The following is a 14,195-nucleotide window of genomic DNA, read 5'->3' as shown; positions in this document are numbered from 1 at the left end:
ACCCAACTTCTATTTTTCAAACTTAACTATTTGAACTGCCGAATTTTGGACACTCTCAGAATTTTTCCGTTAAGATATTGTTTGTCAGCGAATTGTATCTTGATAAACAATACCTTCAATTATTTAGAATCGATATAAATAAATAGTTTTCGTCAAACAGGCTATACGTATCTTATAGTTTGACCAACCGGACCCAATCGCGCCTGCACCATACCCATGAACATTGCTTGCTATTTTTTATTTATTCAAAAAATCAAGGACCATAGTTGACATCAAAGTTCTTTCTCGCTACATTTGCGTTCCCTTTTACTAGGGTCGAGTGGCCGAGTGGCTAGGCAGAGGTCTGCAAAACCTTGTACAGCGGTTCGAATCCGCTCTCGACCTCTCAAAAAAAAGCATCCCGACGTGGATGCTTTTTTTGTTTTTAATTCAACCTTTTACGGCTCCGGTCGGGCCATGCTAGCCTTGGGGTCCCGTTTCCCTAGCAATAAATTGCTCCAAACGCTTTTGGTACTGAGACCTTCCATCTTCGTATATGGGGTTGAGTCCTTTCTTCTCAGGAAACGTCTCCATATGCAATGTCTGTGTTGGGAACGCAAAGCGTACGCCCAGCTCATTGGCCAATTTGATCGTTCCCAGCAACAAGTCTTCTCTAGCTTTGAGCTCTTCTGGCCACGAAGGGACCTCGAAAAATACATAAAACATGATATCCAAGCTGTAGGCGGACAGATTGTTTAGGTAGATATTGAAGTAGTCCTTACGAGTACTTGGATGGCGCCTGACCAGCTCTTTCAATCCCTCCACAAACACTTCTATCAACTCCGGCGGAGTGTCATAAGTAATGGTTATCTGCGTATAAAACCTCCGGTATTTTCTCAGTCCGTGATTATCAATGGTCGCGTCGGCAATCTTTCCGTTTGGAATATAAACCAGGGAATTCCGAAATGTTCGTATCCGCGTTGACCTAAAACCAACCTCTTCCACAGTACCGTCCACATCGCCACTGGTAATCCAATCCCCCACTTGAAATGGCTTATCGATGAAAATCATGACCGAACCAAAAAAGTTTTTGATGGTGTCTTGAGCAGCTAGGGCAAAAGCCAACCCCCCAATCGAAAGTCCCGTCAAAAAGGGGACAATGTCCAATTGAAGGCCATCCTTGAGGATAAACAGGGTTCCGATGACAATGATGAATGTCTTGAGCGTCTTTCTGACCAACGGCACCAATTGATCATCCAACGTAGACTCCGTCTTTGCTGCCATGCTCTCTAGATAGGAAGACAGCAGGTTGGCAAGTTTATAGAAAATGATGGTAACCAGCAATGGCTTCACCGCATTTAGCATAACAGTAACCCAGGACACCACTGCGATAGGCAACTGAAGCACCCGAATAAATACCGCCAATAACAATACGATCAGGTAAATACTTACAACGCGGGCAACAGGAAGAAGGTATTTCTGCGCAGTCTGCCCGTAGCCCGCCCGGATCAATAGGTAGTAAAACCCACGATCCACTACAATGGTAAATACCTTGTGGCTCACAAAGATCAGTAAGACCAACACAAACAAGCCAACCAACTGCCACAGGTGCAACCCAAAATACAATTCGGTACCGATCTTGGGAAGCAGGTTCAACAGTTTGGCAGTACCAAAAGGATAGGTCTCGGTGTGGAGATCCTTGATTTGACTGACTGTAAAACTGGAAAATAACCATTGATTACCGACTTTTTCCACGAATACTCCCGGCAATCGCTGTTCATCAAAAAAGTACCGCTGGCGATTGTTCCTAAGGGTATCGGTATAATTCTGGTCCAGTGGGACCTCACCCAGCCTCACATACACTCCCCTACCATCAAATACCTGCTTCAGCTTCACCGCCAAACTGGAAGGGTCCTCAGCCGCCGATCCCGTCATATCCAAGGTTTTACCTGCCAAATCAGGATCAAAGGACTCCTCCTGCAAATTGTAAAAAAACGTCAAAGTAGTGTGATAAGGACTACTCAAATTATTGTAATCCGTCGAATCAATGACCAAGGGAATGTGTGATTCGAAAACCTGTCCATGCACATTGAGTGGAACAACCTGCAACACCCAAATCAAAAATGAAAAAACCAATAGTTCCTTACGCATACCTATATTAATTTCAAAGGGCTAACACCAGATATTGGCTGCCCTCTTGGAATACCGTGAATGGCTATAAGGCCGCAAATATAACCATATTTAATACGGAAGACCAATGATTTACACTACAAGGGAAGCTTGTATTCCCTGAGTTGGTTGTTATATACGGAAGCGATGACGTATTCGCTCTTGGTGGCCGAATACGATACAGAGATCCGCCCCCTACCCTCTATCGGATTCTTGCTCAGCAAATTCCCTTTTAGATCGAATAAATAGACAAACTCCTGCACCCGGTCCACGATCACGAATACCTCTTTCTCGTAACCAAAGGAAAACCACTGAAAGAGCAGGTCATCCGATAAGATAGAGTAGTCAAACAACGGAGACTCGTTTGCATTCAGCACAGAAACCTTATTGAACTCATGTAGCACGATCAAAAAGTCGTCCCGGTTTTGGTTGTTGACCACATGAAAGCGGGTCTCCCTATCTGGCCTCAATAGCTGGCTCCGGTAGGTAAGCTCTCCATTAAAATTTACACTTACTACCTCTCCCGCATCGTTTACGGTTACCACCTGAGAGGCTGTTCCGCCCCGATCCGTTAGCCCATACGCAGTAGAAACCCCATCACCCAGTCTAATCGGCTGTCCCGCTCTGGATTCACCCCTCCTGGTAAATAGTTCCAAGTTGCCATTTTCATGCAATGAAATCATCACATCTCCCAGACCGGGCACCCGGTGGTGGGCGGGCATTTCGGCTAGGCGTCCCGTCGTGCGCTTGGGGTCCCAGCCTTCGAGCAGGTTCCCCTGTTTATCCAAGAGATACAAATCGCCCATTTCGTCTGCCACAAAGAACCGGTATTCCCTATTTCCATCGTAATCCACCAGATTAAGGTGTGCGATTCGGGCATTGCCCGGCAGTTGTATAGGATATTCTGGAAGCAGATTGCCTAACCGGTCAAAAGCATAGATACCGTCTACACAAGCGAAGACGAACTGAAGCTTCTCATTCTTAAAATAATCGATCTGAAACACTTCTCCGATAATCGGGTTTTCCAGCTCCCTAGAAAAGACCAGATTCCCTTCAGGGCCTATCAGGTAGATGGTACGCCGTTCATCCTGTACCAGGTACTCCAGGCTCCGGTCATTGAAATTGCGAAGTGCCCTTGGACCGAAGACCAAGGGAAAATTAACGTTGACTGACCTAGATAGGGTCAGGATGGGTTGTGGCGCGGTCGACTTAATGGTATTGCCATAATCTACATGTAATTGGACCGAACCCGAAGATGAAGCATTGTTCATCTCGAGGGTCACAATCGACAGCGTATTAAAATTTGGTGCGTATTTTTGGAAGAGAGAACTCCAGCCAGGCGTAGTTGCCCCAAGCAATCGCCCGTAAAACTTCGGTACATCTAGCCATTGCGTAAAAGGTACGTCCCCCTTAAATTTCTCGATGAAAGCGCGTTTGGATATGGACTTTCCCCAGGTGTTGTCATTGTATAGATCGTCCAAGTAGTTCTTCATGCCTCTGAGCGAGTTGGTCATGATCAGGAAACCGTCAGATTGAGCTATATAGGTCCGGGAGAAACCATCAAAGGCCCCGTTGTATAAGTGTAAAGGAAACTGCTCGGTATGAATAGTGTATATTTCGCGTCCCAGATGGGTATCCCGCTCCACCACACCGGCATCGCCCTGATCCACGTCATGAACAAAATCGGCTATGCTTGCCCAAGCCTGCTGGGCATCCACTGTGGGCACCAACAAAACCCGGTCTGGGTTTTCCGTCCCGCCGTGTTCCATTATCAAGTATATCAGCCACGGCGCTGTATCAGTAAAAAAACTGCTCTCTGAAAAAGCCCGCTGTACATCGGAAAAAACGGTACTCTTGACTCTATCCAAGCGGGTGGCGGGAAGCGAACGCTGTTGTAAATTTTCCCTCTCCAGTACCCTCACCACGGCAGATCGATTGCTCACAAAATGAAAAAACTCCGAACCAAGCGGTTGGGAAACCTGCTGCAAGCGAAGTCCTTCCGATCTGAAATCCACGAGCTTTCCGGAAAGCGAAAACCTGCCCTCCCCATAGCCGGGTTCCAAAATAGCGGCATAGGGCAGCCCCCCCAGATCTTGAGAAAACATGCTGCCCGCTTGGGAAGTAGTGCCCCCCAGCAGCGCACCCAACCCCTGTGATCCTATCCGTAATCGACCCCTTCCACCGGGTAGCGTCGGCTCCTCGAACAACCCCGGATATGCCGCCATAAAGTCTGCCCTGTCGCCCGACTTGGCCGTGCGTATCGCGTCCTCAACCAAAAAGGATGTAAAGCTCGCAACCAATACATCGCCATAAAACCCATACGTGAGCGTCCGTGTAGCCAATTCCGGTTGGTATTCCCACAAGGTTACGCCGCTATAATTGCGGGATTTAGGCCCCGTATCTCCTTCTATATGGCTCTCAAGCAAAGCGATTAATTCCGGCACCCGATCACCGTCGTAGGCGATGGCAAACAGAAAATCAAACTCCTCCCTACCAATGGGATGCAGGGACACCAAAAACTTTTGCCCCCTCCAGGTTCTTTCCAGCACCCCACTCCTTCCCGCCAAGCTATCCAGCCTCACCAGTTGGCTCTCCAGGTTTTTGAGCGCCGGAATTTCGACGAGATCCTGCCATAGTGGCTGAGAAACCAACTCGTTCCATGCCTGCACCGGCTCTGCTGTTTCAAAAACCAAGATGCTGTTGGCCGGGATCATCCGATAGGGGTCTACCTTGGAGGAAAAAAAATCCGTCCGGACCAGCAAATAGCCCGAAACTCCCAAAAGAATTACAAGGATTAGCGCAAAGAAGGTTTTTACGGTAGTCAAAGGAATGATCTGTTAGTTATTACTTACCCTAATAACGAAAAAAATCCCAATAGTGAATTGGGATTTTTTACTAGCGGATTCATTTTCAAAAGAAATCAGTTAGACCCGATTTTATCGAGCACATCCATGACCTCTTTCACATGCGAACGGGATACTTCAAGCAATTGCTTTTCTTCGGCGTTCAAATCCAACTCAATGACTTTCTCCACTCCGTTTTTACCGAGGATTACCGGCACGCCCAAGTAACAGTCGTCAATACCGTACTCGCCGTCCAACTTGATACATACCGGGAATACCCTACGCTGGTTTTTGATAATGGATTCTACCATCTGTGCTGCCGCAGACCCCGGGGCGTACCAAGCAGAAGTTCCCATCAACTTCACCAATTCACCTCCACCGAACTTGGTGCGCTCGATGATCGCGTCCAGTTTCTCGCTATCGATGAGTTCAGTCACAGGAATACCTGCCACAGTGGTGTATCTCGGAAGAGGAACCATCGTATCTCCATGGCCTCCCATCAGAATAGCCTGTATCTCTTTTGGAGACACGTCCAGCGCTTCGGCCAAAAACGCACGGTACCTCGCGGTATCGAGGATACCCGCCATACCGATTACTTTGGTTCTAGGCAGCTTGGAGGTGATGTGTGCTTGGTAGGTCATTACATCCAACGGATTGGAAACCACGATAATAATGGCGTCTGGAGAATGCTTGACCACGTTTTCTGTCACCGATTTTACGATACCAGCATTGGTTTCGATCAGGTCATCACGGGTCATCCCTGGCTTTCTTGGCAAGCCTGAGGTGATGACCACCACATCTGATCCCGCAGTTTTCGCATAATCATTGGTACTGCCTACTGTTCGGCTGTCGTATACGTTGATGGGGGCTTTTTGCCAAATATCCAGGGCCTTTCCTTCGGCCACTCCTTCTTTGATATCGATCAATACGATCTCTTCGGCGATTTCCCTGTAAGCCAACACGTCGGCACATGTAGCGCCCACGTTTCCTGCTCCAACTACGGTTACTTTAGTCATGATATATCGGTTTAGTTTAAATTTTTTAGGTTTTTTAAAAATTTCCGCTAAGATACCAAAGAAAAGCCTTTTTAGGAAGCAATGGTTTGAATTATTCAAACATCTGACCTAGGTTGAAGAAGCCGTAGGAGTTTTGGTAAGAGTTGAACAGACGGATGTTATTGTGGTTGTAAAACTCGGCTAAGGAAGTAATCATTTTTGCCTGTATTTTGGGGTTACTTTCAAATACCTCCAAAATGGCATAGTTGGGTATCACCCACAGGGATGCCTCCTCCGAATCCACAATGGCCGTATAAATCCGCTTGGATCCCTCGAGCAGCGCGTTCTCGCCAAAAGCCTCGCCGGAATTTATCCGGAGGATGGTTTCAAAGGAATCTTTGATATCTATGCTTAGGTGCACACGGCCCTTTTCCAGAATATACAATGCCTGACTGGGGTCATTTCGAAAAAAAACCACCTCGTTTTTCAGGTACTTCCGCTTGTGAATGGCGGGCAGCAACCGAACGAGTTCCGAATAACGCAGTCGCTCAAAAAATTTCACCTTTGCCAGAAACTCAAACTGACGGCGCTCCGACTCGGAATAACTCTTTTTAAACGGATTATACATGTTTGCCTATCGCTTTTACATACAATACTTCTCGGGTAAATGAACCTACTTTGAACCGATCATCCACCCTATACCCAATGACCCACGCTATGTCCTCTCCCGAGCACAACACCCTGACATGCTGCTTTCGAATCAAAGGCACTTTCAAATCTATCAAAAAATCGCTTACTTTCTTAAAATGTTTCATGCCCAAAGGCCTAAAACGGTCACCTTCCTGCCAGGGACGAATGGTGAGCGGAAAACTCAACGAGTCCCTATCCAGCATGGCATTGTGGGAGGACCGGTCTAAGACTACTCCCTCCGCGGGCAGCGCAAGCAGATCATAGGCCTGCCCATCCAACTCAAAGGCCACCTCGTGGCGAGAGAGCGCTATCGGCACAAACACCTCCCGCTTGGGTCCAAGGATCAACTGATTCCGATCTATATTCAAAAGGTAGTCGCCAGATACGAAATGAATCCCTACTGTCCCCTTATCCACCGCTTCCAAAACCTCTTCAATCTGCGCGATATTGAACCCGTAGCTTCGTAGCCAGTAATACAGCATCGAGCTACGCCCAGGAAGGTCCTGGATTTGGGAAACTTCGAGGAACTCCATTTCCTCCTCCTGAAGGACATGTTGCCTTTTCCAGGCCTCCCACAGATGAAAAAAGGCCTGCCCGGTATCTTTGATCCGCGCGAAACTACCCAGTAAGGCTTCAGAGGCCCCAGAGAAATGCAGCTCTAAAAGGGGCAGCACCTCGTTTCGGAGGTAATTTCGCTTGTAATCACTCTGCTCGTTGCTACTATCCTCCCGCCAGGTGATTCCCTCTTCACGAACATATTCCATAATTTCCTGCCGGTTAAAGGGCAAGAGGGGCCGGATAAAAACTCCCCGTCGTTCGGCCATGCCATAGGTGCCTTCGATGCCTGTCCCCCGCAGTAGATTTAACAGAACTGTCTCCACCTGATCCCCCGCGTGGTGTGCCAGGAGAATCCCATCTGCTTGGCCTGCTTTCAGCAAACCTTCAAACCAAGCATACCGTAAGTCTCTGGCAGCCATCTGTGTGGATACACCATTGGCATGTTTATAGGCTGCCACATCAAATTGCTTTACCTCTACCGGAATCCCAAAATCAGCCGCTAAGTCACGTACAAAGGCCTCATCCGAATCGCTGTCGGAGCCCCGAAGGCGAAAATTACAATGAATCAGACCAAAGGAGACCTTGCTACGTTTTAGGAGATGAGCGAGACAAACACTGTCCACACCCGCACTGATCGCCAGCAGGTAGTACTTGCTGAAATCCAACAGGCCAGATTCGTGTACGTGGCGTATAAATCGCTCCAACATAAACCAAAAATACCATTTTCTGCTAATTTTGCAGCTACTTTGAAAAATTTCGGATGAACAATCTCCTCGTACTGCCGCTTGTATTCGTCCTCCACCTCGGGGTTGGCATGGGCATAACCCATGCACAATCGGGCGCATCCGGCGACAATAGGCTGGAAATTCTGAAGACAGCCCGTCTATTGGGCGGACGGGGCTTTGACAGGCTGAAGGAAGATGTCATCCTCAAGCACAAAAACTCCCTAATCTACTGCGACTCGGCCCATTTTTATGGGCAGGAAAACCTCGCCAAATTGTTTGGAAGAGTCAAAATCGTAGACCAGGAGGATCCCATCGTGGTCACCAGCCTCTATGCGGAATATGACGGGAATACCCAATTGGCCAAATTACGGAACAAGGTAGTATTTACCAATGATGGAACCGTTCTGTACACCGATTTTCTGGACTATGACCGGAGTACGGGCGAAGCCAACTATTTCAACAAGGGAAAAGTCGTCGACAGCACCAATGTGCTCACCAGCGAAAAAGGACTCTACCAAACCCAACTCGCCAAAATTACCTTTACCGAAAATGTGGTGCTGGACAATCCAGACTACGACATGCGCTCCAACATTCTGTATTACTATACCGAAACCAAAATCGCTGAAACCGAAGGCATCACCAACGTAGAGTCTACCGAAGGCAATAAACTGAACGCCAAACGGGGGAGTTTCTACGATACTGAAAATAAGCTGTTCAAATTCTACGACGGCGATGTGGAAACCGAAACCAGCAAGGTATACGGCGAGATTCTCATGTACGACGAACTAAACCAGTATTACGAGGCCATCGAGAACGTCAGCATCTACAATAAAGAACGGGAAATCGAAGTGTTTGGCCACGAAGGCAAGTATTGGGAGGAATCCCAATACTCTAAAGTGTACGGCAACGCGTTGGTCCGCAAATACTTTGAGCAGGACACCCTTTTCATGATTGCGGACACCCTCATTTCCCAAGATAGTGAAGACCCGGATCAACGGTTTTTGCTGGCCTTCCCAAACATGCGCATGATCAAGTCCGAACTGGCAGGACGTTCGGATTCCATGTCATACCGATATGCCGACTCCACCATCTACCTATTCGGAGATCCGGTGATGTGGAACAATAGGAGCCAGATCACCGCAGACAGTATCCGAATCCTGATTGCCAATCAAGACATAGACAGGGCCCTCCTACGGGGCAATGCCTTTGCCATCACCAAAGACACCGTGACCAACTACAATCAGATCAAAGGGCGGAAGATGACTGGTTATTTTATAGATGGTGACATGAGCAAACTGGACGTGGAAGGGAACGGAGAATCTCTGTATTTTGCGCTGGAAAATGACACCACGCTGCGCGGCATCAACAAGCTGCTCTGCGGGAGAATCATCATGCATTTTGCCAACAACCAAGTTTCCAAGATCTCGCACACACTCAAGCCGGAAGCTTCGTTTACACCACCCCACATGATCAAAGACGATCAAAAAGCGCTAAAAGGGTTTTCATGGCGAGAGGACGAGCGCCCCTCTATGTCAATCATCAACGATTGGCGTACGCCAAAAATCCGCGAAGAAGACACCTTTAATTTCTTTGATCAGCCGGATGTGCAGCTTAGCTATCCGGACAATGACGAAATACAAAAATCACTGGACGACCCTATCCCCTGATTACATGATCGGCAATATTTTACTTTTTTCCTTAATTTTTAGGATGTTCAAACGAAGATGATCCCGAAAAATTTTAATAAAGTTAACAATTTTTAACCCAAAGGTATTCCATTATTGGAACCTATTCGGTATTTTTATCCGTATATAGTAATGTCATTAGAAAACTAAAAATCTGAAGGGCCTATAACTAAACTTTACATGAAATCCTTTTTGTTGTTTGTGATCACACTGTTGCTGTTTTGTCAGCCTTGGGCTGAAGCAAGACAGGTACGTGTACTCAGCGACAAGGTTGAATTCATCGGTAAAGTAAACACCAAACAGCGAAAATCCCTGATCCTGCAAAACGATTCCGACCAAGTGAAGGAATACTTCCTCAAGTTCACCCAAGGAAATATCGGTTCCTCCCAGTCCATGAAAGTTTGCTTGGACAATAGCTGCTACAACCCCATCAAAGAACCCCATAGGGTGAGGATCAAACTAAAGCCTGGAGAAATCTTCACAGACCTGTATATCGAATTCGATTTGGGAATTATAGCCACCCGAGGTACGTTCGACCTGCATTTTTTCAATACCGAAAATGCGAGGGACTCCTTCATCATAGAGGGAGTATACAACGTGGAGGCAGGTTCGGATGAATCCTTCATACACAAAGACTTCGAATTGGGTGGTGTATACCCAAACCCTACCAACCGGGTGGCCCAGTTAGATTATAAAATCAAAAACCCCTCTGTAAATGCCCGAGTGGTGGTGACCAGTTTTATTGGCAACCCCATCTATGACTTCCGATTAGATCCCATGCAGTACTCTTTGGAGATCAATGTGACCGACCTGAACCCAGGCGTCTATTTTTACACCATTATAGTGGACAACAAAAACATTGTCACCAAGAAACTCTTTGTAAACAAATAACCTGCCGTTACGATTGGATAATCGCCTTCCCATTTGATAACGAGTAAATAAACGCTTATATTTGCCGATTCATTATGAAAAATCGAATACACATCCTTCTTAGTACCGTTGCATTACTCGTCGTTTTGGGCTCCTGCGGGGAGTTTTACAAACTCGAGAAGAGCACCAACTGGGATGAACTGTACGATGCCGCCAACCGATACTACGATAAAAAGGAATTCAACAAAGCCATAATCCTCTACGACCGGGTATTGCCGGTAATCCGTGGCAGTGGCAAGGCAGAGATGGCAGAATTCAACTATGCCTACTCCCACTTCCGGACTAAGAGGTATATAGAGGCAGCGGGGTATTTCAAAACATTCTTTGACACGTACAATCGAAGCCCATTGGCTGAAGAGGCACTCTTTATGAACGCTTACTCACTGTATCTGGACTCCCCGGATTACAACTTGGATCAGCGGAGTAGCCGAGATGCCGTAAATGCCATACAGTTGTTTATGAATCGATTTCCCGAATCCGACTCCTACGAGCGCGCACTGGGCATGATAGACGATTTACAAAAACGGTTTGAAGAAAAGGCCTTTCAGGAATCCAAAATGTACTATAGGCTCACAGACGGCCTGTTCCCCGGAGAATTTTACCGGGCGTGCATCATCAACTTCCAGAATTTTGCCAAATCGTACCCCGACAGCAAGTACAACGAGGAACTCGGTTTTAAGCTGGTAGAGGTGTCTCTGGCATTTGCAGAACGTAGTGTATTTGGCAAAAAAGAAGAGCGGCTGAAGGACACCCTCACCTTTGGTGAGAATTTCCTAAAGAAATACCCGGACAGTTCCTATGGCAAACGGGTAACCAACCTCATGAGTAAAACCCAGACAGAACTGGAGTCTTACTACAAACTGAAGGATGATTACGAGCAACGCACTGCCGAGGCCCGCAGGCTGATCGAAGAAGAAGAGGCCCGAAACCGGGAAGCCGCAGACGCACTCAAAAATGCTGAAAATTAAACATTGATATAATCTATAAAAATGGCTGCTAATCAATCCATTATTACCAGAGACTTGGATAAAATCGCTGAAAAATCCGGCAACCTGTACAAGTCCATACATGTCATTTCGCAACGGGCGAAGCAAATTTCTTCCAACATGAAGGAAGAGCTGAACAACAAACTCTCTGAATTTGCCTCTACGGTAGATAATTTGGAAGAGGTATTCGAGAACAAAGAACAAATCGAGATTTCCAAGTTTTACGAGCGTATGCCCAAGCCTACCTCGTTGGCCATGGAAGAGTTTATGGAGGATAAAGTGTTTTTCCGCGACCCCGAAGAAGATACAGCATCGGAGGAATAAGGATGTCAGTCCAGCATAAAAAAATCCTGGTTGGTATCACGGGAGGAATCGCTGCCTACAAGGTGGCCACCCTTATCCGCTTACTGATCAAACAAGGAGCAGAAGTAAAAGTCGTGATGACTGCTTCTGCTCTTGACTTTATTACCCCCCTCACACTGGCCACGCTGGCAAAAGGCCCGGTTTACTGCGATTTTTACGATAAAAAAACGGGGGTGTGGCATAACCACGTGGAGCTTGGACTATGGGCTGATCTGATGCTTATTGCCCCCCTTACTGCCAATACGCTGGCCAAGATGGCCCACGGGCAAAGCGACAACCTGCTAACAGCCACCTACCTATCTGCCAGATGCCCCATCGTGGTGTCTCCCGCCATGGACCTGGACATGTACCTCCACCCCGCTGTCACTCAGAATCTCAACACGCTTAGAAGCCACGGCGTCACCGTATTGGATGCGGCCACTGGCGAGCTGGCAAGTGGTCTGTCCGGGCAAGGAAGGATGCGGGAACCCGAGGAGTTACTCGAAGTATTGAAAAATCTCCTGTCAACGCACGAATCTCTGGGTGGAAAACGGGTACTCGTCACCGCAGGGCCCACGCAAGAGGCCATAGACCCTGTCCGGTATATCAGCAACCACTCCAGCGGAAAAATGGGTATTGCCATCGCCCAACAGGCCGCCATCCAAGGAGCGGAAGTTGACCTGGTGCTAGGTCCTACTTCCTATATCCCGTCGCATCCCCGAATTCATGTTACCCATGTGAGATCAGCGGAGGAAATGTTTCAGACCGCAGCTGCCCTTCACGAAGCATGCGACATCGCCGTGTTCAGCGCCGCAGTAGCCGACTACAGCCCGGTAAAAGCTGCCGATCAGAAACTGAAAAAAGACGGGGATTCGCTGCTGATCGAACTAAAGAAAAACACCGACATTGCCCAAACCTTGGGCACGCGAAAGCGCCGAGGCCAACTGCACATCGGCTTTGCGCTGGAAACGGAAAATGAAACCGCCCATGCCCTAGAGAAGCTTCAGCGCAAGCATTTTGACATGGTGGTATTAAATTCCCTGCGCGACGAAGGCGCGGGCTTCCAAAAGGACACCAATAAAGTCACCTACTTGGTGGCAGGTCAAGCACCACAGGTATCAGAGGTGTTGCCCAAGACGGAAATTGCCAGGCAGATCCTAGAAATCGCTCAAAAACTGATGCCCCAACCAGACTAGCATTAAAAACGTATTATCGTTATCTTTACCTTTGTAACCCAGATCGGCCATTCGCTCCGTCGTCGCGGCGTGATTGAACGATGGCTTCCATCTGACTAGGTAAAAGAGGAAGGCATCTCGCCCAGGTTGGTTAACTATCAAGGATATGAACACACGTGCGATTACACGCTTTTTTATCACTTTGGGCCTCGTCGCTTCGTTGGGAGAGCTCACTGCGCAACAATTGAATTTCACGGTCACCATCAACAGCGAACGGGCCAGGACGCAGGACAGGGATATTTTCGACAACATGAAGACGGCCTTTGAGCAATTCCTCAATGGGCGGAGCTGGACCGACGACGAATTCAGGCCGGAGGAGCGCATCAAAGGCAACCTGCTGATAACCATCAATGACATGCCGCAGGTAGGTGTATTTGTGGCCACGGTGCAGATTCAAACCGTACGGCCCGTCTATGGGTCCAATTACGAAAGCCTGATGTTCAATTTTGCGGATAGAAACTGGACCTTTGAATACCAGGAATCCCAGCCCATGGAATTCAACCGCTATTCCTATTTGAACAACGTCACCTCGCTCTTGGCGTTTTATGCCTACGTTGCGCTTGGATTGGACTACGATTCCTTCGCCCCTCGAGGGGGGAATCCCTACTTTGAAATTGCCAGTAACATTGTAGCCAATGCCCAGCAGTCACCAAGGCCGGGGTGGAACCAAAGCCAATCCGATAGAAGAAACCGCTATTGGCTTTCCAATGACCTATTTACCTCCCAGGTGATGGTTCCCATACGTGACGCGTACTACTTGTATCATCGGAAAGGAATGGACATGCTCGTATCCAACCCCAATGAAGCGTTTAAGAACATCCTCGAGGCCATCAAAAAAGTGGGGGAAGCCAACCAAGTACAGCCAAACAGCATTCTTACCATCAGTTTCATGGATGCCAAATCGGACGAAATCAGTAAAGTCCTGAAGAGCGCCCCACTCGAAATCCGACAGCAAGCAGTAGAGGTCTTGCTGAGAGTGGACCCCAACAACGCCAGAAGGTACAATGATATCCTGAAAGGCTGACTTTTATCCTCCAAACCAAACCCAGACGCGACAC

Annotated in this window: 11 protein-coding genes and 1 tRNA gene; 7 read left to right on the top strand and 5 right to left on the bottom strand. The window is 47.8% G+C overall.

Annotated features, from left to right (window positions below):
• The first annotated feature begins 313 nt into the window (after window positions 1-313).
• A tRNA-Cys gene (locus tag JJU34_RS01685) sits at window positions 314-384 on the top strand.
• 75 nt (window positions 385-459) lie between these two features.
• On the opposite strand, the gene JJU34_RS01680 is transcribed toward JJU34_RS01685, so the two are convergent.
• From JJU34_RS01680 to tilS, 5 genes are all read right to left on the bottom strand, one after another.
• A complete protein-coding gene (locus JJU34_RS01680) occupies window positions 460-2,130 on the bottom strand; it encodes a mechanosensitive ion channel family protein (RefSeq protein WP_228690582.1) in 1,671 nt (556 codons plus the stop codon).
• A 116-nt stretch (window positions 2,131-2,246) separates the two neighbouring features.
• The gene (locus JJU34_RS01675) at window positions 2,247-4,973 is read right to left on the bottom strand and encodes a hypothetical protein (protein ID WP_228690581.1); all 2,727 of its coding nucleotides are present in this window, start codon (window positions 4,971-4,973) and stop codon (window positions 2,247-2,249) included.
• Between the two features lie 95 nt (window positions 4,974-5,068).
• Window positions 5,069-6,007, bottom strand: a complete 939-nt coding sequence (gene mdh, locus JJU34_RS01670; RefSeq protein ID WP_228690580.1) for a malate dehydrogenase — start codon at window positions 6,005-6,007, stop codon at window positions 5,069-5,071.
• Window positions 6,008-6,098: 91 nt separating this feature from the next.
• Window positions 6,099-6,614, bottom strand: a complete 516-nt coding sequence (locus JJU34_RS01665) for a cyclic nucleotide-binding domain-containing protein (protein WP_228690579.1) — start codon at window positions 6,612-6,614, stop codon at window positions 6,099-6,101.
• On the bottom strand, window positions 6,607-7,941 hold the full coding sequence (tilS, locus tag JJU34_RS01660) for a tRNA lysidine(34) synthetase TilS (protein WP_228690578.1): 1,335 nt from the start codon (window positions 7,939-7,941) through the stop codon (window positions 6,607-6,609). Before tilS ends, JJU34_RS01665 begins: the two co-directional genes overlap by 8 nt.
• A 53-nt stretch (window positions 7,942-7,994) precedes the next feature.
• On the opposite strand from tilS, the gene JJU34_RS01655 reads away from it, so the two are divergent.
• The 6 genes from JJU34_RS01655 (at window position 7,995) to JJU34_RS01630 (ending at window position 14,161) form a co-directional block, all read left to right on the top strand.
• Entirely contained in the window at window positions 7,995-9,626 is a 1,632-nt protein-coding gene (locus JJU34_RS01655; RefSeq protein ID WP_228690577.1) for an OstA-like protein, read from the top strand.
• A 198-nt stretch (window positions 9,627-9,824) separates the two neighbouring features.
• Window positions 9,825-10,535, top strand: a complete 711-nt coding sequence (locus JJU34_RS01650) for a T9SS type A sorting domain-containing protein (RefSeq protein WP_228690576.1) — start codon at window positions 9,825-9,827, stop codon at window positions 10,533-10,535.
• 74 nt (window positions 10,536-10,609) lie between these two features.
• Window positions 10,610-11,542, top strand: a complete 933-nt coding sequence (gene bamD, locus JJU34_RS01645) for an outer membrane protein assembly factor BamD (protein ID WP_228690575.1) — start codon at window positions 10,610-10,612, stop codon at window positions 11,540-11,542.
• A gap of 21 nt (window positions 11,543-11,563) precedes the next feature.
• The gene (locus JJU34_RS01640) at window positions 11,564-11,884 is read left to right on the top strand and encodes a DNA-directed RNA polymerase subunit omega (protein WP_228690574.1); all 321 of its coding nucleotides are present in this window, start codon (window positions 11,564-11,566) and stop codon (window positions 11,882-11,884) included.
• Window positions 11,885-11,886: 2 nt separating this feature from the next.
• Window positions 11,887-13,098: a bifunctional phosphopantothenoylcysteine decarboxylase/phosphopantothenate--cysteine ligase CoaBC gene (coaBC, locus tag JJU34_RS01635; RefSeq protein WP_228690573.1), complete on the top strand. Its 1,212-nt coding sequence runs from the start codon at window positions 11,887-11,889 to the stop codon at window positions 13,096-13,098.
• A 145-nt stretch (window positions 13,099-13,243) separates the two neighbouring features.
• Entirely contained in the window at window positions 13,244-14,161 is a 918-nt protein-coding gene (locus tag JJU34_RS01630) for a DUF4835 family protein (RefSeq protein ID WP_228690572.1), read from the top strand.
• Window positions 14,162-14,195 lie beyond the last annotated feature (34 nt).

Origin of the sequence: Lunatimonas sp. (assembly GCF_020832325.1) — a bacterium.
Lineage (GTDB): Bacteria > Bacteroidota > Bacteroidia > Cytophagales > Cyclobacteriaceae > Lunatimonas.
The sequence above is the reverse complement of the archived record's forward strand: the minus strand, read 5'-3'. Positions and strand labels throughout refer to the sequence as shown.

What these genes read in the sequence shown, in the direction of transcription:
- JJU34_RS01680 (WP_228690582.1), bottom strand. Translation starts at nt 2,130, where the DNA reads ATGCGTAAGGAACTATTGGTTTTTTCATTTTTGATTTGGGTGTTGCAG.
- mdh (WP_228690580.1), bottom strand. Translation starts at nt 6,007, where the DNA reads ATGACTAAAGTAACCGTAGTTGGAGCAGGAAACGTGGGCGCTACATGT.
- JJU34_RS01665 (WP_228690579.1), bottom strand. Translation starts at nt 6,614, where the DNA reads ATGTATAATCCGTTTAAAAAGAGTTATTCCGAGTCGGAGCGCCGTCAG.
- tilS (WP_228690578.1), bottom strand. Translation starts at nt 7,941, where the DNA reads ATGTTGGAGCGATTTATACGCCACGTACACGAATCTGGCCTGTTGGAT.
- JJU34_RS01655 (WP_228690577.1), top strand. Translation starts at nt 7,995, where the DNA reads ATGAACAATCTCCTCGTACTGCCGCTTGTATTCGTCCTCCACCTCGGG.
- JJU34_RS01650 (WP_228690576.1), top strand. Translation starts at nt 9,825, where the DNA reads ATGAAATCCTTTTTGTTGTTTGTGATCACACTGTTGCTGTTTTGTCAG.
- bamD (WP_228690575.1), top strand. Translation starts at nt 10,610, where the DNA reads ATGAAAAATCGAATACACATCCTTCTTAGTACCGTTGCATTACTCGTC.
- JJU34_RS01640 (WP_228690574.1), top strand. Translation starts at nt 11,564, where the DNA reads ATGGCTGCTAATCAATCCATTATTACCAGAGACTTGGATAAAATCGCT.
- coaBC (WP_228690573.1), top strand. Translation starts at nt 11,887, where the DNA reads ATGTCAGTCCAGCATAAAAAAATCCTGGTTGGTATCACGGGAGGAATC.
- JJU34_RS01630 (WP_228690572.1), top strand. Translation starts at nt 13,244, where the DNA reads ATGAACACACGTGCGATTACACGCTTTTTTATCACTTTGGGCCTCGTC.